The following is a 19,180-nucleotide window of genomic DNA, read 5'->3' as shown; positions in this document are numbered from 1 at the left end:
CTTGAAAAAATCTGGGACGTGCGCAGGTCGGCGTCGCTCCGCCGTGACGATTGCGCCAGCGCGACATCGAGCGGCCCGCGCCTTGCGCCTTGTCGTCAGGGTGGATCGACGCCCGTCTCGTCGCGGCTCAAAGCATCGAGCACGGCTTCCGGCGCGACGTCGTTCATCGTCTCCGCGATATCTGCGTCGACATCGGTCGTGATGCCCAGGTGGTCGCGGATCGCGACCACCATCTCCGTCAGCTTGGTCAGTTCGTGCTCCGTCAGAAGGCTGATCTGAAGGTCGAGATCCGCCCGCTTGTCCTGGGCGGCCGCCGTCCGGTTCTGGCTGATGAGAACGAAGGTCGAGAGGAAGATCGCTTCGACGGAGGCGACCATGGCGAGGACGACGAAGGAGGGATCGAACGGCTCGACGATCGGCAGGATGCCGAGATTGACCGCGATCCAGGTGCCGTAGAGGGCGAGGTGAAGATAGACGAAACGCATGCTGCCGGTGAAGGCCGTGATCGCCTGCGCGACCTTCTCCTCGCGGCTGGCGGAGGCCATCTCGGTCTCGCGGCGGCGTCTCAGCACCTCGATGTTGCGCTGGAGAGAGCCGGACAATCCGTCGGGACCGGGTGGTGATACGGTGGGGGTGGCCACGTCGTCGCTCCATCGGTTTCGGCAGGGGAAGCGCGTCGATCCTGCCGGCTTGTAAGCGCGGGACCTCCGGCAAGGTTTCGCCCCGACGGGTCGATCCTGCGCAGACGGCTGACGATCCCGATGGCCCGGCAGCGTCGGGCCTTCGCCGGGAGATGTCGGCGATCTCGATCGAGCGGATCCGCTGGGTTTTGGAGGACGATGAGCGAGGGCGTCCTTGCACGGCGAAGACGCGAAGACTAAGGGACGGACAATCGCTCAGGAAAACCGGATTTCCCGCCATGGATTTCGACGCCGCTCGCATCAAGATGGTCGACAATCAGATCCGCACGACGGATGTGACGGACTGGGCGATCCTGAAGGCTTTTCTCGATGTTCCCCGCGAACGATTCGTGCCCGAGGAGCGCAGACCGCTCGCCTATATCGACGGCGACGTGCCGCTCGGCGGCGGTCGCTATCTCATGGAAGCCTCTCCTTTCGCCAAGCTTCTGCAGCTCGTGGCGATCCGTCCGGGCGACCGGGTTCTCGATGTGGGCGCCACGACCGGCTATTCCGCAGCGATCCTGTGCCGGCTCGCCGCCAGCGTCGTCGCGCTAGAAAGCGACGCGGCTTTGGCAGCGATCGCGCGCGACGTCCTGCCGACGGTCGGCGGAGCATCCTGCCGCGTCGTCGAGGGGCCCTTGGCCGAGGGACATGCGGCGGGCGCACCCTACGACGTGATCGTCGTCGAGGGCGCGGTGGATGACATTCCACAGAAACTGTTCGATCAACTGGCGGATGGCGGACGACTGATCGCCGTCGAAGGGCGCGGCAATGCGGCGGCGGCCCGACTGCACATCAAGGAAGAAAAGACGATCTCGCAGCGATTCGGCTTCAATTGCAGCATCCAGCCGCTCGCCGAATTTCGCCGATCGAGTGAATTTGTCTTTTGATGTAGTCCTTCCAGCCACACCCAAGCGCACGATGTGATGATAAGGTCACGCAGGATCGGCCGCCCCTGCGGTGTTCACCTTGGGGAAGGGCCGGTGCGGTAGCGTTAACCGAAACCGTCCGTCGGATGGGAGAGGGCTCGTTACACCGTAGGTGGAGATCGTCTTGCGTCAAACTGTCTGGATCGGAGCGGTCCTCGCCGCGTCCACGTTTTTCGCCAGCTGGGTGCCCGTTCAGGCGGAGACCCTGTCTGGCGCCTTGGCTCGCGCTTACCGCAACAACCACAATCTCAACGTCGCGCGCGCGCAACTCCGGGCGACCGACGAAAACGTGCCGCAGGCGAAATCGGCCCTGCGCCCCTTCATCAGCGGCACCGGCACCACCTCCGCCACGCGCTCGCGCTCGACCCGCGGCGACAATCTTCCGACGGTCAAGAGCCGCTCCGATTCCATGGGCGTCGGCATCACCATCAACCAGACGCTGTTCGATGGGTTCCAGACGCCGAACAATATTCGTGCCGCCGAGGCTCAGGTGAAGGCCGCGCAGAAGAACCTGGCCAACACCGAGCAGAACACCCTTCTCGACGCGACGTCCGCCTACATGAACGTCCTGCGCGATCGCCAGATCGCGGATCTGCGCCGGCAGAACCTCTCCTTCCTTCAGGAGCAGGTCCGTGCCGCCCGCGCGCGTTTCGATGTCGGCGAGGGCACGCGGACGGACGTCGCGCAGGCCGAGTCGGAGCAGGCTCTATCCACGGCGCTTCTGAATTCGGCCCTCGCGCAGGTCGCGACCAGCGAGGCGACCTATTTCCAGATCATCGGCGATGCGCCGAAGGATCTCGCGCCCGGCCGCCAGCCGAAGGGTATCATTCCCGGTTCGATCACGTCCGCGCTGTCGATCTCCCAGAAGGAGCATCCCGCGATCCTCGCGACGATCTACGCGGTCGATGCGGCGGCCTTCCAGGTGAAGTCCGCGGAGGGCACCCTTCTTCCCAATCTCAGCGTCAGTGGCACCGTGCAGAACGAGTACGGTCTGACCGACACCGATCCGAACACGCTGCCCGGCGTCGACGTCAACACGCAGAACGACCTCGCCGCGCGGGTCGGCGCGACGCTGACGATTCCGATCTACGAGGGCGGATTGCGGTCCTCGCAGATCCGGCAGGCCAAGGAGGTCCTCGGCCAGCGCCAGATCGAGGTCGACAGCATGCGCGATCAGGTCCGCGCGGCCGTCGCGACCGCATGGGCCGAGCTTCAGGCCGCCCGCGCCAACGTTTCCGGCTACAGCGCACAGGTCGCGGCGGCCCGCCTCGCGCTCAACGGCGTGATCGAGGAGCGCAACGTCGGACAGCGCACGACGCTCGACGTCCTCAATGCCCAGGCGGACGTGATCTCGGCGCAGATCCTGCTCGTCGGCTCGCAGCGCGACGAGGTCGTCGCCGGCTACGCTCTCTCCTCCGCCGTCGGACGCCTGTCCGCTTCGCAGCTCGGCCTCAGCGTGGCCGTCTACGAGCCAAAGGAGCACTACAATGCCGTCAAGGACAAGTGGTACGGCCTGCGCACGCCGGACGGGCGCTGAGGCCCGATCTTCTCTGGTGAAACTCGACTTCTGCGACGCGTAAGGGATTCATAAACGAACCGACTGCCGCTAGGCTTAAGCTGTGATTCGACTGCCTGAATCGGGTCGGTCGTCCCGTGCGGAAAGCCTCGCCATGAGCCAAGCCAGCCCTTCCAAGGAGCCATCGATGGACGAGATCCTTGCCTCGATCCGTCGGATCATCGAGAGCGGTGACGATCGCTCGGCTCCCGTGCCTCCGATCGCCGCCGGCAACCGGCCCGGCAATGACGTTGCCAAGGGCGTGGCGCAGACGCCCTCGGCGTCGGCCGCACGCCCGGCAAGCTTCGCGCTGCCGCCGTCGGCCGCGCGAATCGTCCCGCTGACGGAGCGCATCGCGGCCGCGCGCGCAGTGGACGTGGAGGAGGGGCGTTGGCTCCCGGCGGTCGAGCCCGCCAATCGGGCCGCCGATGAGACGGCGCAGCCGCCGGCTCTTCGCCGGCCTCCGGCCGAGAACGATCCGACCGAGACCGCGGAGGCCGAGGCGGCATCCTCGTCCCTTCCGGAGCCGATCGTTGCTCGCGATCGCTGGACCCGCGAATGGGACGACGTCGAAACCTGGCCGGTGTTGCGCGACGAACCTCGCGGCGAGAGAGCCGCGCCGGAGACGACCGAACCTCTCGCAGCCGCTCAACATCGTGCAGCGGCCGCATCGTCCGAGGCGGCCGAAGAGCCTTCGCTCGCCACAACGGCTGCTGCACCGGACCCTGCCGTCGCCGCCGTCACTGCCGTCGAGGAGGATGGCGACGAAGACGATTTCGCGATGGATTTCGACGAGGCGGATTTCGTCGAGGCCCTCGATCGCAACGCGTCCGTTCTCGGCCTTCGCGAGTCCGAGGCGTCGGAGCCTGCGGGCCCCGTGCCGGCGGGCCCCGTGCAGCAAGACCTCGTCGCACCCGCGAGCTCCCCCGCATCGCTTGCTCCGCCATCGCCTGTTCCCGCTTCGTGGCCATCCGTGTCGCCGGTTTTGGTCGCTTCGGCGCCGCTGTCCGCCGCGTCTGCTGTTGAGGACACCGGTCGTGTCGAAACCGCTGTGCCGACGCCGTCCGAACCGGCCTCCGTCATGCAGGAGGCGTCCGCCCTCATGTCCGCTCAAGCGGGCGCCCAGGTCGCGGCAGCCTTCGACGATCTGGCGCGCGCGATCCGCGACGGGCAGATGAAGTCGATGGAGGACATGGCCCGCGAGATGCTGCGGCCCATGTTGCAGGACTGGCTGGACGACAATCTGCCCCGGCTCGTCGAGCGGCTGGTGCGCGAGGAGATCGAGCGCGTCTCCCGAGGTGGGCGCCGCTGACGCATCGCGCATCGCGTCCGCCGCCGGGTGCGGGTTGAATCGCATCCCACCGGAGCCGGCTTCGGCAGCTCTGGTGGGATGCGTCGAGAGCGCATTCCGCACCCGGATTCGTTGACAGGTCGGAAAGCTTGGGCGTAACCGATGCGGCACCTTTACCGGACCGCCATCGGACGCTTTCATGATCGAGAAGACCTACGACGCTGCCGCCATCGAGCCGCGGATCGCCGAACGTTGGGACGCCGCGGATGCCTTTCGCGCCGGTGCAGGCGCCAAGGATGGAGCCGAGCCCTTCTCGATCGTCATCCCGCCCCCGAACGTCACGGGGTCGCTGCACATCGGTCACGCCCTGAACAACACGCTGCAGGACGTGCTCGTGCGCTTCGAGCGCATGCGCGGCAAGAACGTCCTCTGGCAGCCCGGCATGGACCATGCCGGCATCGCCACGCAGATGGTCGTCGAGCGGCAATTGCGCGAGCGACAGGAGCCGGGTCGCCGCGACATGGGCCGTGATGCCTTCGTCGAGCGCGTCTGGCAGTGGAAGGAAGAGTCCGGCGGCACGATCCTCTCGCAGCTGCGCCGGCTCGGCGCGTCCTGCGACTGGTCGCGCGAGCGCTTCACGATGGACGAGGGCCTGTCCCGCGCCGTCCGCGACGTGTTCGTGGCCATGTATCGCAAGGGCCTGATCTACAAGGACAAGCGCCTGGTCTCCTGGGACCCGGTCCTCCAAACGGCGATCTCCGACATCGAGGTCGAGCAGCGGGAGATCAAGGGTCACCTCTGGCACTTCCGCTATCCCGTCGAGGGCGAGACCTTCGATCCCGAGAACCCCGCGACCTTCGTGACCGTCGCGACGACTCGACCCGAGACGATGCTGGGCGATACCGGCGTGGCGGTGAATCCGGAGGACGAGCGTTACCGCTCTCTCGTCGGTCGCAAGCTGCGCCTGCCGCTCGTCGGTCGCTTGATCCCCGTCGTCGCGGACGACTATGCCGATCCGGAGGCCGGCTCCGGCGCCGTCAAGATCACGCCGGCCCACGACGTTAACGACTTCGAGGTCGGCCGGCGGCACGATCTGCCGAAGATCAACATCCTGACGGTGGAAGCCAACGTCACGATCGCCGGCAACGAGGACTTCCTCGATGGTCTCGTGGTCTCCGAAGAGCTCGAATCGACCATCGCGGCGCTGCACGGCCTTCCGCGCTTCGCGGCGCGCGCGAAGATCGTGGAGATGATGGAGGCCAGCGGCTACCTCGCCAAGGTCGAGGATCACACGCACATGGTCCCGCATGGCGACCGCGGCGGCGTGCCGATCGAGCCGTTCCTGACAGACCAGTGGTATGTCGACGCCAAGACCCTCGCCGAACCGGCCATCGCCAGCGTTCGCGAGGGCCGCACGAAGTTCGTTCCCGAAAACTGGGAGAAGACCTATTTCGCCTGGATGGAGAACATCCAGCCCTGGTGCATCTCCCGCCAGCTCTGGTGGGGCCATCGCATACCCGCCTGGTACGGGCCGGACGGGCAGGTCTTCGTCGCGGCAAGCGAGGAGGAAGCCGTCGCAGAGGCGCTGGCGCATTACGTCGTGAACGGTACGATCGACGACGAGAGGGCCCGTCGTCTGGCCGAAGATCCCGAGGCGCGCGAGGGCTTCCTGACGCGCGACGAAGACGTTCTCGACACCTGGTTCTCTTCCGGCCTCTGGCCGTTCTCCACGCTCGGCTGGCCGGACAAGACGCCCGAGCTCGAGACCTACTATCCGACCAGCGTCGTCATTTCGGGTTTCGACATCATCTTCTTCTGGGTCGCCAGGATGATGATGATGGGCCTCTTCTGCATGGAGAAGGAGCCGTTCGGCACCGTCTATCTCCACGCTCTCGTTCGCGACAAGAACGGGGCCAAGATGTCGAAGTCGAAGGGCAACGTCATCGATCCCCTCGACCTCATCGAGGAGTTCGGCGCCGATGCCCTGCGCTTCACGCTGGCGATCATGGCGGCGCAGGGACGCGACGTGAAGCTCGATCCCCAGCGGATCGCGGGCTATCGCAACTTCGGCACCAAGCTTTGGAACGCCACGCGCTTCGCGGAGATGAACGCCGCCCGCCACGGCGAGGACGTCGATCCCTTGTCGCTCGGCCTTCAGCTGAACCGCTGGCTCCTCACCGAGCTTTCGCGCACGATCGCCGAGACGACGGCGGCCCTCGAGGCCTATCGCTTCAACGATGCGTCCGCTGCGATCTACCGGTTCGTCTGGAACACGTTCTGCGACTGGTATCTGGAACTCTCCAAGCCGGTCATGATGGGCGAGGACGAGGCGGCCAAGGAGGAGACGCGTCGCGTCACCGGCTATACGCTGGATCGGATCTTCGCCCTTCTCCATCCCTTCATGCCGTTCCTGACCGAAGAGCTCTGGGCGACGACCGCGCCCGAAGGGACCGAACGTCCCCGGCTTCTCTGTCATACGTCCTGGCCCGATCTCGGCTTCGAGGACGGTGCCGCCGCCGACGACATCAACTGGCTGATCGCGGTGGTCAGCGAGATCCGGTCGGTCCGCTCGGAGATGAACGTTCCGCCGGCCGCCGAGGCGGTGCTTCAGGTCGTGCAGCCCGATGCCGGGCTGACCGAACGATTGACCCGCCACAGCCCGTCTCTTCGCCGCCTCGCGCGCCTGGCTTCCATCGAGGCCGTGGAGACATCCACCCGCCAGTCGGCGCGGGTCGTCGTCGGGGCGAACGTCTTCGCCATTCCGCTCGGCGGAATGATCGACATCGAAGCGGAGCGTGCGCGTCTGACCAGGGCGAAGGCGAAGGCCGACGGCGAGGTGGGGCGGATCGACAAGAAGCTGTCGAATGAGAAGTTCGTCGCCAATGCCCCGGAAGAGGTGGTTGCCGAGGAGCGGGAGAAGCAGGCGGGCTACCGCTTGGAAGCGGAGCGACTGGCCAACGCCCTCACGCAGCTCGACGCTTAGCCGGCTCCGGACTGTCACATTTCGGACACGGTTGCATCGCGATCTCGCCGATTTCGAGTTTCGAAAAGTGGTCGGGGCGGCGGCTTCCCAGGAGGTCGCCGCCGTTTTCATATTGTTAAATCAGTACCTTAGCATGCAGCGTAACTCCGGGCTCCGATCATGCGGCGGCGAATCCCTGCCGGAGCGTGACCTCTCGGTGATGTTCAAGAACCCGCCTTTGTCTTACGTTTGCGTCAAATGAGCCGAACAGAGCTCATCGGCCGTGTCGGCCAGCATCGTTGGGGGTAGACATCATGCGCATTCATGGGCTCGTTCTGGCCGGCACCGCTCTCGTTTCACTCGGCATGTCCGTTCCGGCGCTCGCCGGCGGCTTCCAGCGCAGCGTCGCCGACACCGACGTGCTCTTCGAAACCGGCAGCTTCGCGACCCGGCTCGGCGCGACCTATGTTCAGCCCAATCGCGGCTTCGAGACCATTGCCGGGGTCGGCGGCAGCTTCGGCGACTACACCGGCACCTATGGTCTTCCTTCGGCCGCCGTCTACTACGGGTCCGACATGTTCGGCTGCGCCGGCACCTATGTCGAATCCTTCGCGGCTGAAGCCGATTACGACCAGTCCCCCGGCGGCGCGTTGCCGCGGCAGGCCTCTTCGCAGCTCAACGGCCAGCCCATCGGCGTTTCGAACGTCGCGCGACTCAACGTCAACGCGGCGACGACGGCGAGCACCTCGCGCACGATCAACACCGAGTTCGATTCCGAAGAGCTGGGCGCGACCTGTCGCGCCAGCTATTCCACCGAGACGATGCGCTTCAGCCTTCTCGGCGGCCTGTTCATCGAGGATTTCGAGTTCAACGGCGCCAGCTACGGCGAGCGCAACCTGAACCCGCTCTTCAGCCAGTCCGCGCAGGGTCAGCAGCTCCTGGCCGGTGCTCTGGCAGGGTCTCCGGTCGGTTCGCGCCTCGTTCTTCCGACGCAGGTCCAGGCGAATTCGGAAGGCGATTACAAGGTCGGTTTCCGCATTGGCGCGGCTTTCGAAATGCCGGAAATCGCCCTTCGGGTGCAGGCGCTCTACCGCTCCGAGATCAAGCACGACGACATCGCCGGCAACGGCTCGGTTTCCGTCATCAACACGGCCTATGTCGTGACGCCCGACGGAACCCAACGCTCGATCCCGCTGCCGCAGATCGCCGCTCTGGTGAACGGCACGCTGGCCCAGCAGGGCCTGACGCCCGGAACCGTGATTCCCGTCGCCTCCTATCTGAACGAGGCGACCAGCCCGCAATATCTTCAGATCAACGGGCAAACCGGCATCGCGCCCGGCACGCTCCTCCTCGGCTCGTTCCGCTGGACGGATTGGAGCACCAACGGCTCGGTGATCTCCACGATCTCCAGCACGCAGACGGGAACCTCCTCCAGCTACGCCCCCTACAACTGGCGTGACGGCTACACCGCCTCCCTCGGCATCGGACGCGCCTTCAACGACAAGATCTCGGGTGCCGTCTCCCTCGGCTACGACCGAGGCGTGTCGACCGGCTCGGAGACCACCTATACCGACCTCTACACCGTGTCCGCCGGCGTCTCCTTCAAGCCGGCCGCTTGGAGCGAGTTCCGCTTCGGCGGTCTCGTCGGCTTCTGGAACGACGGCTCGCAGTCGATCGCGAACGGCGCCTACTTCAACGGCACCGTCGGCGACGACATGGTGTACGGCGCGAATGCTTCGATCAAGCTGACCTTCTGATTCCACGCGCCGGGGGCGCAGGATCTTAGGTGATGAACGAAAGCCCTTCGACCACCCGTCGAAGGGCTTTCGCCGTTCCGGACCAAGGCGCGGTACTCCGTCTGTCACGAGTTTTGTTGGCTTTCGGCAACACTATGGCAATCGTGCACCTGCTATTCTGTTCCGGGTGGAATATGCCCCTAAGCCGCCATAAACGACGCTCACCCAAGCGTGGCCGAGGCTCGGGAGACGGCTCGTCGGATCAGGTAGCCGATCGGCCATGAAGGATTGGGATGAACGTGTGCGAGAACGCGGAGATGAGCATGCCGGACCGCCGCAGGGCGGATCGCGAGCGTGTGTCGCGCGTCGCTCCCCGCGCGCTTGATCCGATTGCTCTCCCGGCCCTCCGGTCCGTGCGCGCCCGCGTGTCTCCGGCGCGGAGTTCCCGCTTTCATGGTTAGCCTCAAGCCTTTTCTGTCGGCCTTCGTCATGTCGGGTTCGCTGCTGGCATCCGGAATGCCGGTCTTCGCGTTGGATCCGACGACGGTCGTTCCGTTCGAGCGGGGTCCGGGCGAATTGTTCAGCCTTGGATTTAAGGCCTACAAACGCGGAGAGAAGCTCGAAGCCTTCGAAGCCCTCCGTTATGCCGCCGAGAAGGGCCATGCCGGTGCCCGTTGGAAGCTCGGGCAGATGTATGCTCAGGGTGACGGGGTTCCCGAGAACGATTTCGAGGCGTTCAAGATCTTCGAGGAGATCATCTCCGAAGACGAAGACGATTCGGCGTCGTCACCGAACGCCGCCTATGTCGCGAGCTCCGTGGTGGCGCTCGGCGATTACATGCGAACCGGAATTCCAGGTACGCCGGTCTCGGCCAATTTGCCGCAGGCCCGTCAGCTCTACTTCCATGCCGCCTCCATCTTCGGCGATTCGAAGGCGCAGTTCGAACTCGGGCGCATGCTCTTGAACGGAGAGGGCGGCCGACCCAATCCCCGTCAGGCCGCGCGATGGCTGAAGCTCTCCGCGGAAAAGGGCAACACGGGCGCGCAGGCTCTTCTCGGCTATCTCCTCTTCGACGGCGAGAAGATCAAGCTGCAGGCGCAGCCGGTGCGCGGCCTCGCCATGCTGACGCTCGCCCTGCGTCACGCATCGGAAAAGGAGCAGTCCTGGATTCGCCCGCTGCAGGAGGAGGCTTTCTCCCTGGCGACGGAAGGCGATCGCCGCACCGCGCTCGCCTATGCGGAAGAGCGGATGAGCGACGTCGCCAAGAACTGACGTCCGCTCGGCTTCGAGAGAACCCCGGAAAAGCCCGCGACTCGTCTCATGCGCACAAGCAGGTCAGTTCGCGAGTTCGACCAGCACCGGAACGTGGTCCGAGGGCTTTTCCCAACCGCGCACATGCTGGTCGACGCCGACCGACATCATCCGCTCGGCCGCCTCGGGCGATAGGAGAAGATGGTCGATGCGGATCCCGTTGTTTTTCTGCCAGGCGCCGGCCTGATAGTCCCAGAACGTGAAGGTTTGGTCGTCGGTGGTCGAACGGACGGCATCGACGAGGCCGAGACCCTTCAGACGCCGATAGACCTGCCGGCTTTCCGGCTGGAAGAGGGCGTCCCCGGCCCAGGCGGCCGGTGATTTCGCGTCGAGGGGTTCGGGGATGATGTTGTAGTCTCCCGCGAGCACGAGATCGCACTCGTCCCGGAGGCGACGCGTCGCGTGGGCCTCGAGCCGTGCCATCCAGCCGAGCTTGTAGGGAAACTTCTCGGTTCCCAGCGGATTGCCGTTCGGCAGGTAGATCGAAGCGACGCGCAACACGCGCGGTCCGATCTTCCACACGCCTTCGATGAAACGCGCCTGTTCGTCGCCATCGTCGCCCGGCAGGCCCCGGCTGACCTCGGCCGGCGGCATCTTCGACAGGAGCGCCACCCCGTTGAAGCCCTTCTGACCATGCGTCTCGACATGATAGCCGAGCGCCTCGATCGCCGCGCGGGGAAAGCCCTCGTCCTGGCTCTTGATCTCCTGCAAGCAGGCGATGTCGGGCTTGCGCCCTTCGAGCCAGCTGAGAAGAACGTCCAGCCGAGCCTTGATTCCGTTGATGTTCCAGGTCGCGATGATCATCCCGCGTCGATCAGACCGAGAAGCTCGTTCCGCAGCCGCAGGCAGCAACCGCGTTGGGGTTTCGGATCTGGAAGGACTGGCCCATGAGGTCGTCCACGAAGTCGATGACGGCGCCGTCCATGTAGACGAGCGACATCGGGTCGATGAACACCGTCGCTCCGTACCGCTCGATCACGACGTCGTCGCTCTGGCTCTCATCCGTCAGGTCGTACTTGTAGGAGAAGCCCGAGCAGCCGCCGCCCTCGACCGAGATGCGCAATGCGCGGCCCGGTTCGCCCTTGGCCACGATGGCGGCGATGCGCCGGGCCGCCGCCTCCGATACGACGACCGGCGCGGGGCTGGCGGAAAGGGAGTGGGTGGCGGGAATGGCTTCGCTCATGATCTCGACGCGGCGGAGCCTGCAACCCCGGCCGCTCTCCTTGTTGAAGCATCGTCCTCTAGGTATGCAGCCGGGACGGTTCGGTCAATGCGGCCGGCACCGGTCGAACGGCCGCTCCGCTCGGACCGCGAGCATTTGCTCGGGCGAAGGGCCAAGGGGAACGCGATGACGCAACTGCCGGCGATCGGTTTCGGCCTCGGCGAACGCGCGCCCTATGCGACGCATCCCTCGCTGTCCCGGGGCCGGCTGTTTCCCGAGCCGTCCAGCCCGACCCGCACGCCGTTCCAGCGCGACCGCGACCGGATCGTGCACTCCACCGCCTTTCGGCGGTTGAAGCACAAGACGCAGGTCTTCCTGGCCTATGAGGGCGATCACTTTCGAACCCGCCTCACGCACACGATCGAGGTCTCGCAGATCGCGCGAGCGTTCGCCCGGGCCTTCCGGCTCGACGAGGACCTGACCGAGGCGGTCGCCCTCGTTCACGATTTCGGCCACACGCCCTTCGGCCATGCGGGGGAACGGGCGCTCCACGACTGCATGGCCGACCATGGCGGCTTCGATCACAATGCGCAGTCCCTGCGCATCGTGACCGCGCTGGAACGGCGCTACGCGGATTTCGACGGGCTGAACCTGTCGTTCGAAACCCTCGAAGGGCTCGTCAAGCACAATGGCCCGCTGACAGGGCCGGACGCGCCTGCGGGCTTGATCGTACCCCGTCCGATTCTCGATTTCGACGCCGCCTTTCCGCTCGATCTCGCCACGCAGACGAGCCTCGAGGCCCAATCCGCCGCGATCTCCGACGACATCGCCTACGACACACACGACCTCGACGACGGCATGCGCGCGGGATTGATCGACGTCGAGGATCTGGCGGGGCTGTCGCTGGCCGGCGATATTCTTCGCGAGGTTCGTCGCGCCTATCCGACGCTCGATCGCGCCCGGCTCGTCCACGAGATCATGCGGCGTCACATCACCCGCATGGTCGAGGACGTGATCGTGACGACCGCGGGCGAGCTGGACCGGCTGCATCCGCAGACGGCGGACGAGGCGAGGGCGGGACGGCGTCCGCTCGTCGCCTTCTCGCCGGCGATGCAGGCGGCCGAAGCCGAGACGAAGCGCTTCCTCTTCGCCCGCGTCTACCGGGACCCGTCCGTGACGCGCGTCATGGACCGTGCCGAGACCATCGTGCGCGATCTCTTCGCCCGCTTCTTCGCCGATCCCGGCGAAATGACCGAGGAGTGGCGCGGCGACGGACGTCTGTCCGACGAGGCGCGCCGCGCCCGCCGCGTCGCCGACTACCTCTCTGGAATGACCGACAGCTATGCTCTCGCCGAACACCGGCGGCTGTTTGACGCGACACCGGATTTGCGTTAGGCGCGCCGCTTGGCCGGTATCGGATCGAGGGTCCGGCAGCCCCGTCGGCCGGCCGCCTCCAATGGAATTTCAGCCATGAACATCTTCGCCGATTTCGAGCAGCGCATCCGGACGATCGTCGAGGCCGATCTTTCGCGCCGCGGGGCGGAGGGCGTCGACCTCTCGCGCATCACGGTCGAGCCGCCGCGCGATCCGACGCATGGCGATCTCGCCTCGAACGCCGCGATGGTTCTCGCCAAGCCGCTCGGAGTGAAGCCGCGCGAGCTCGCCGTCTCGCTGTCGGCCAAGCTTGCCGACGATCCCGATGTCGCGAGCGTCGAGATCGCGGGACCCGGCTTCATCAACCTGCGCCTCGCGCCCGCCTTCTGGACGAGCCATCTCGGCGAGATCCTGCGGCAGGGCCGCGACTACGGACGCGGGGCGGCGACGGGCCGGAAGGTCAATGTCGAATATGTCTCCGCCAATCCGACGGGACCCATGCATGTCGGCCATTGCCGAGGCGCGGTGGTCGGCGACACGATCGCCAATCTCATGGCCTTTGCCGGGGACTCGGTCGTCAAGGAATACTACGTCAACGATGCCGGCGCGCAGATCGGCGTCCTCGCACGCTCGGCGTATCTGCGCTACCGGGAAGCGCTCGGCGAGGAGATCGGCGAGATCCCGGCCGGCCTCTATCCCGGCGACTACCTGAAGCCGGTCGGCGAACGGCTCGCGGCCGCGCATGGCGATCGCCTGCTCGCGCTGGACGAGGCGGCGTGGATGCCGATCGTCCGTGACGCCTCGATCGACGCGATGATGGACATGATCCGCGAGGATCTGAAGCGGCTCGGCATCGAGCACGAAGTCTTCTTCTCCGAGCGGGACCTCCATCGGGCGGACGGCGAGGGCGCGAGCCGGATCGAGACCGCGATCGAGGACCTTCGTGAACGCGGCTTCGTTTATCAGGGCGCGCTTCCCCCGCCGAAAGGGCAGGCCCCCGAGGATTGGGAAGACCGCGAACAGACTCTGCTGCGCTCCACCGATGTCGGAGACGACATGGATCGTCCGCTCGTGAAGTCCGACGGCACCTACACCTACTTCGCGGCCGACGTCGCCTACTTCGCCGACAAGTTCGCGCGCGGCTTCTCCGAAATGGTCTTCGTGCTCGGCGCCGACCATGGCGGCTACGTGAAGCGGCTCGAGGCGGTGGCGAAGGCCATTTCGGGCGGCGCCGCGCGGGCCGATGTCGTCCTGTGTCAACTCGTCAAGCTTTACCGGGACGGCGAACCCTTCAAGATGTCGAAGCGCTCGGGCGACTTCGTGACCCTGGCCGATGTCGTGGAGGAGGTGGGGCGTGATCCCGTCCGCTTCATGATGCTGTTCCGCAAGAGCGACGCGCCGCTCGACTTCGACTTCAAGAAAGTGACCGAACAGTCCAAGGACAATCCGGTTTTCTACGTCCAGTACGCGCATGCGCGGGCCCGCTCCGTCGTGCGGCAGGCGGCCGAGGCGAACATCGTGCCGAACGGTTCCCCCGACCTGACGCTCCTTGCCGACGAGGGCGAACTCGCCTTGGTGCGCAAGCTCGCCGAGTACCCGCGCCTTGTCCAAGCGGCGGCCGACCACCGCGAGCCGCACCGGATCGCCTTCTACCTGTACGACCTCGCGCAAGCTTTCCATGCTCAATACAATCGGGGTCGCGATTTGCCGGGCTTACGTTTTGTTAACCCTGTTGAGGCAGAAATCAGCCTTGCGAGACTGGCATTGGTCGAAGCCATCGCCTCCGTCGTCGCCTCCGGCCTTGCGCTCATGGGCGTCGATGCACCGGAGGAAATGCGATGACGGATCACGCTTTGGTCAATTTCGTCTCCTAACGATTCCAGGCCTGTCCGGGCTTGGCTCGAGTTGAGACCAGGCGTGCGAGAGCGGAGTTGAAGGTGATGGGCGACATGAAGGCTCAGGCTCGCGGCACCAGTGCGGCCGTGGACTCCGACTTGACGGATCCTTTCGCCGACCTCGCCGACATCTTCGAATCCGAGGTTGGTCGCATGAGCCTCGGCCTTGACGCCGACCTCGACACCGCGTTCGCGGCCGAATTCGCCGAGACGCTCGCCGACGATGTCGCCGCCATGAGCGCGGTGCCGGCGGGGAGCCTTGCCCACAGGCCCGCCAACAGCGCGCAGCAGAGCTGGGCGCCGCCGCGTCCCGTGCGTCTGGCCGATCCGGTCGACGAGCGGAGCGCTTACGGCACGGCTTCGATGGGAGGCGGGCAGCGCGCGGCTCTCGGTCTCCAGGCCGATCTGGCCGAGGCGCTTCGGGGCCTCTCGTCGCCCGCCAATCCCCGCCAGTCGATTCTCGTCGAAACGCAGTCCTTCGCGCCGGAGCGTGTCGTGGACGAGCGGGTCGAGGACCAGTCTGGACCCGAGCTCGATGCCTTCGACGAACTGATCGCCAGCGAACTCGCCGTCATGCAGCGTCACGACGACGTCCGCGACCTGCAGTCCGCTTCGACGGGGAAGGCGCATCGGCCGCTTCCCTCCGGCGTCGACTACACCGTCGCCTTCGAGGACGGCGACACGACCGGCAGCTACGACGATCCCGATGGCGATGACGCCCATTCGCACCGCCGCAGGCCGTTCCTGTCGCGTTCGATCGTGATGCTGGGCGGCAGCGTCGCGGCTCTAGCGCTCGTCGGCGTGATTGGCTTCGCGCTTTGGACGCCCGGTGAGGGCTCGAACCTCGTCGCCTCCGGCGAGCCGCTTCTCATCAAGGCGGACACGACACCCTTCAAGACCGTGCCGAAGGACCCAGGCGGCCGGTCGATCCCCAATCAGAACAAGGCCGTCTACGACCGCGTCGCGGCGCCCGCCGCACAATTGGCGCCACAGCAGCAGGCACTCCTGACCCAGTCCGAGGAACCGCTCGAACTGCCGCCGACGGATGACGGCACGCCCGGCGTCTACGATGACAGTCTGCCTGGCGTCGATCTCGTCGACAACGAGGGTCTCGGCCTGAAGAGCGAGGCGCGCATGGACGCGTCAGACGCCGCTCCGGTGCCGGTTCTTCAGCCGCGCAAGGTGCGCACCATGGTGGTGCGGCCGGACGGAACGCTGGTGCCGAGCGAGATGCAGGCCGTCGAAACCGCCGCTGCCTCGACCGCCCCGATCGTCGCGGGCTCGTCGGCTCCCGCCGCCCCCTCGGCCCTGATCGAGGTCGCCTCGGTCGAGCCGAGGCCGGACACTTCCGCCGCGCCGCAGCCGGTGGCCGAGGCGGATCTCGCCCCCTCCGTCGCTCCCGAGCCCGTCGTGGCTGCGCCGGAGCCGGTCGCGTCCACCGCGCCGGAGCCTGCCACGGACGTCGCGCCGCCACCGGCGACGCTTCCCGTCGAGCCTGCGGCCGACACCGCGTCCGCGATCCCGCCGGCCGCCGATCCGATGGAGGTCGCGGCCATCGCTCCTCCGGCACCGGTCGCACCGATGCCGACGGGTGGATATTTCGTGCAGATCTCGTCGCAGCCCTCCGAGGCACTCGCGCAGAAATCGCTCCAGAGCCTCGGTGCGCGCTATTCCGGCGTCATCGAAGGGCGTGCGGTCGGCATCCAGTCCGCGGAGATCCCGGGCAAGGGCACGTTCTACCGCGTCCGCATCGCCGCGGCGTCCAAGACGGAGGCCGCAAGCCTGTGCAACCGTTTGAAGGCCGCCGGCGGCAACTGCTTCGTGGCGCGCTGAGCGCGGCGGCAGCCCTTCTCCTGAAAGGCTCCGAGCCGTCGGCCCTCCGGCCGCCCGACCGGGCGAGGGACCCCGCGCGGCCGGACAGCCGCTCCCGGTTGAGCGCGGAGACGTCGATGACGATGGGTTGCAAGGCTTGGATCGCCGGTTGTTCCGGCACGAGCCTCACCGAGGACGAGCGCCGATTCTTCGCGGACGAACGTCCCTGGGGCTTCATCCTGTTCGGCCGCAACATCCACTCGGCCGAACAGTTGAGCGATCTCGTCGCCGCACTGAAGGACGTGGGAGGGCGCGAACGCGTGCCGGTCTTCGTCGATCAGGAGGGAGGTCGGGTCCAGCGTCTTCGCCCGCCGCTGGCACCCTCCTATCCGCCAAGCGCGACGCTCGGGCGCATTCACGACGCCGATCCGCGCAAGGGCGAGCGAGCCGCCTGGCTCCAGGGGCGTCTTCTGGCGCATGATCTCATGGGCTACGGCATCAATGCCGACTGCCTTCCCTGCCTGGACCTGCCGGTGGAAGGCGCTCATTCGGTGATCGGCGACCGCGCCTACGGCACCGACCCCGTTGTCGTCGCGACGCTCGGACGCGCCGCCGCGGACGGCCTCGTCGCGGGCGGGGTCCTGCCGGTGATGAAGCACATGCCGGGCCATGGTCGCGGCAATGCCGACAGCCATCTCGAACTGCCCGTGGTGGACGCGCATCGCTCGACGCTGGCCGAACGCGATTTCGCCCCCTTCGTCGCGCTGAAGACGCTTCCGGCCGCCATGACCGCGCATCTCCTCTTCACCGACATCGATCCGACCTTTCCCGCCACGCTGTCGCCGATCGTCATCGAGAGCGTCATTCGTCACGAGATCGGCTTCGACGGACTCCTGATGACCGACGACATGTCGATGAAGGCTCTGCGCGGCGACATCGGCGACCTCGCGCGGCAGGCGATCTCCGCGGGCTGCGACGTCGCCCTCCATTGCAACGGCGACATGGCGGAGATGCGCAAGGTGGCGAGCGCCGTCCAGCCGTTGCGCGACGAAGCGTTGCGCCGCGCGCTTCATGCCGAGGCCTTCCTCGCGCCGCACAGGCCTTCGCTCGACGAAGCGGGTCTGCGCGCCGAATTCGACGAACTGGTTGCTCGCGTCGCCTGAAACCGCTAGCCCCACGCGAGCGATCGGCATCGGGGACGACATGGCAGGCAAGGCCATCGAGAGAAGCACCGGCGGAGAAACGCGCGCCGGCGGCGAACGGACGAGCGCCGGCGTCAGCTTCGCCGCCAGCCTCGACTTCGACGACATCCGTCTCTCCTTCGGCGAACTCGACGTGCTGAAAGGCGTGACCTTGGCGGCTGCGCCCGGCGAGATCCTCTGCCTGCTCGGCCCGTCCGGCTCCGGCAAGACCTCTCTCCTGCGGATCGCGGCGGGCATCGAGCGGCAGACGAGCGGCCGTGTCGTGCTCGGCGGCCGGGAGGTCTCCGGCAACACGGTCTTCGTGCCGCCGGAGAAGCGTGGCGTCGGCCTGATGTTCCAGGACTTCGCGCTCTTTCCGCACATGACGATCCTCGACAATGTCCGCTTCGGCCTCACCGCCCTCGCGCGGGACCAGGGGCGGCGGGAAGCGATGAACGCGCTGGAGCGCGTCGGCCTCGGCAAGAGCGCCGGCCAGTATCCGCACGCGCTGTCGGGCGGCGAGCAGCAGCGCGTGGCGCTCGCCAGGGCCCTGACGCCCCGTCCCTCCGTCCTCTTGATGGACGAGCCTTTTTCCGGTCTCGACAGTCGCCTCAAGGACGTCGTGCGCACCGACACGCTGCAGATCCTGCGCGAAAGTCGCGCGACGGCGATCGTGGTCACGCACGATGCCGAGGAGGCGATGCGGATGGGCGACCGGATCGCTCTCCTTCGCAGCGGCCGCCTGGTTCAGACGGGGAGCGCCGAAGAGCTTTACCGAAGGCCCGCCGATCTCTTCACCGCCGGCTTCTTTTCCGAGCTGAACGTCTTCGAGGGCGAGGTCCGCGGCGGGCGCGTCGTGACGCCGCTCGGCGTCGTCGCAAGCTCGCCACGATCCGACGCTACGCCCATGACCGTCGCGCTGCGTCTGACGGGTCTTCTCGTCGGAACGGATGGAACGGGGATCGAGGCGCGCGTGATCGGACGTCGGTTCCTGGGCTCGGTCGACCTCCTGACGGTCGCCGTCGCCGGGATCGACCGGCCGTTGCGCGCCAGACTGCGGGCGGGACAGCTTCCGACGGGGGCTCGGGAGGTGTTCGTGTCCGTTGATCTGCAGGACGTTATCGTGTTTGAAGGAAGCCAGGGGACCGCCTGAGGTTCGTGAGCCGAACGGACGCGCGAGAGCGCCGACCGGCTCGCGGTGACCGGACGGCATGAGCATGAACCGGGAAGCTTGGCGCTTTCCGTGGCAGACAGAGCCCGCGAGGCACTCCCGGGTTTCGTGGCATAAGGAG

The 19,180-nt window shown here is 66.7% G+C and carries 14 protein-coding genes; 11 read left to right on the top strand and 3 right to left on the bottom strand.

Features of this window, described 5'->3' with window-relative positions; all coding sequences use genetic code 11:
* Window positions 1-95: 95 nt before the first annotated feature.
* The gene (locus ASG43_RS13120) at window positions 96-641 is read right to left on the bottom strand and encodes a DUF1003 domain-containing protein (RefSeq protein ID WP_056505569.1); all 546 of its coding nucleotides are present in this window, start codon (window positions 639-641) and stop codon (window positions 96-98) included.
* 278 nt (window positions 642-919) lie between these two features.
* On the opposite strand from ASG43_RS13120, the gene ASG43_RS13115 reads away from it, so the two are divergent.
* The 6 genes from ASG43_RS13115 (at window position 920) to ASG43_RS13090 (ending at window position 10,425) form a co-directional block, all read left to right on the top strand.
* Window positions 920-1,570 (top strand): protein-L-isoaspartate O-methyltransferase, encoded by a 651-nt coding sequence (locus tag ASG43_RS13115; RefSeq protein WP_056505566.1) that lies wholly within the window; start codon window positions 920-922, stop codon window positions 1,568-1,570.
* Between the two features lie 163 nt (window positions 1,571-1,733).
* Complete coding sequence (locus ASG43_RS13110; RefSeq protein ID WP_082490895.1) at window positions 1,734-3,146, top strand: TolC family outer membrane protein; 1,413 nt, start codon at window positions 1,734-1,736, stop codon at window positions 3,144-3,146.
* 166 nt (window positions 3,147-3,312) lie between these two features.
* Entirely contained in the window at window positions 3,313-4,476 is a 1,164-nt protein-coding gene (locus tag ASG43_RS23565) for a DUF2497 domain-containing protein (protein ID WP_056505563.1), read from the top strand.
* Between the two features lie 178 nt (window positions 4,477-4,654).
* Window positions 4,655-7,438, top strand: a complete 2,784-nt coding sequence (locus ASG43_RS13100) for a valine--tRNA ligase (RefSeq protein ID WP_056505560.1) — start codon at window positions 4,655-4,657, stop codon at window positions 7,436-7,438.
* A 293-nt stretch (window positions 7,439-7,731) separates the two neighbouring features.
* Window positions 7,732-9,174 carry a hypothetical protein gene (locus tag ASG43_RS13095; RefSeq protein ID WP_056505557.1) on the top strand — a complete coding sequence of 481 codons (1,443 nt, stop codon included), beginning with the start codon at window positions 7,732-7,734 and terminating at the stop codon, window positions 9,172-9,174.
* 432 nt (window positions 9,175-9,606) lie between these two features.
* A complete protein-coding gene (locus ASG43_RS13090; RefSeq protein ID WP_056505553.1) occupies window positions 9,607-10,425 on the top strand; it encodes a tetratricopeptide repeat protein in 819 nt (272 codons plus the stop codon).
* A 63-nt stretch (window positions 10,426-10,488) separates the two neighbouring features.
* Here ASG43_RS13090 and xth read toward each other — a convergent pair whose 3' ends face one another.
* Both xth and erpA read right to left on the bottom strand, forming a co-directional pair.
* Window positions 10,489-11,268, bottom strand: a complete 780-nt coding sequence (xth, locus tag ASG43_RS13085) for an exodeoxyribonuclease III (protein WP_056505550.1) — start codon at window positions 11,266-11,268, stop codon at window positions 10,489-10,491.
* Window positions 11,269-11,278: 10 nt separating this feature from the next.
* The gene (gene erpA / locus ASG43_RS13080) at window positions 11,279-11,647 is read right to left on the bottom strand and encodes an iron-sulfur cluster insertion protein ErpA (protein ID WP_056505547.1); all 369 of its coding nucleotides are present in this window, start codon (window positions 11,645-11,647) and stop codon (window positions 11,279-11,281) included.
* A gap of 165 nt (window positions 11,648-11,812) precedes the next feature.
* Between erpA and ASG43_RS13075 the strand changes: the two genes are divergently transcribed.
* The 5 genes from ASG43_RS13075 to ASG43_RS13055 all read left to right on the top strand — a co-directional run bounded on the left by ASG43_RS13075 (window position 11,813) and on the right by ASG43_RS13055 (window position 19,041).
* Window positions 11,813-13,021, top strand: coding sequence for a deoxyguanosinetriphosphate triphosphohydrolase (locus ASG43_RS13075; RefSeq protein ID WP_056505869.1), 1,209 nt, complete (start codon window positions 11,813-11,815; stop codon window positions 13,019-13,021).
* A 75-nt stretch (window positions 13,022-13,096) separates the two neighbouring features.
* Window positions 13,097-14,842 carry an arginine--tRNA ligase gene (gene argS / locus ASG43_RS13070; protein ID WP_056505546.1) on the top strand — a complete coding sequence of 582 codons (1,746 nt, stop codon included), beginning with the start codon at window positions 13,097-13,099 and terminating at the stop codon, window positions 14,840-14,842.
* 206 nt (window positions 14,843-15,048) lie between these two features.
* Complete coding sequence (locus tag ASG43_RS13065; RefSeq protein WP_162244723.1) at window positions 15,049-16,728, top strand: SPOR domain-containing protein; 1,680 nt, start codon at window positions 15,049-15,051, stop codon at window positions 16,726-16,728.
* A gap of 122 nt (window positions 16,729-16,850) precedes the next feature.
* Window positions 16,851-17,870 (top strand): beta-N-acetylhexosaminidase, encoded by a 1,020-nt coding sequence (gene nagZ / locus ASG43_RS13060; protein ID WP_056505868.1) that lies wholly within the window; start codon window positions 16,851-16,853, stop codon window positions 17,868-17,870.
* Window positions 17,871-17,910: 40 nt separating this feature from the next.
* Entirely contained in the window at window positions 17,911-19,041 is a 1,131-nt protein-coding gene (locus ASG43_RS13055) for an ABC transporter ATP-binding protein (protein WP_082490875.1), read from the top strand.
* Window positions 19,042-19,180 lie beyond the last annotated feature (139 nt).

Origin of the sequence: Aureimonas sp. Leaf454, assembly GCF_001424685.1 — a bacterium.
Classification (GTDB): Bacteria; Pseudomonadota; Alphaproteobacteria; order Rhizobiales; family Rhizobiaceae; genus Plantimonas.
The sequence above is the reverse complement of the archived record's forward strand: the minus strand, read 5'-3'. Positions and strand labels throughout refer to the sequence as shown.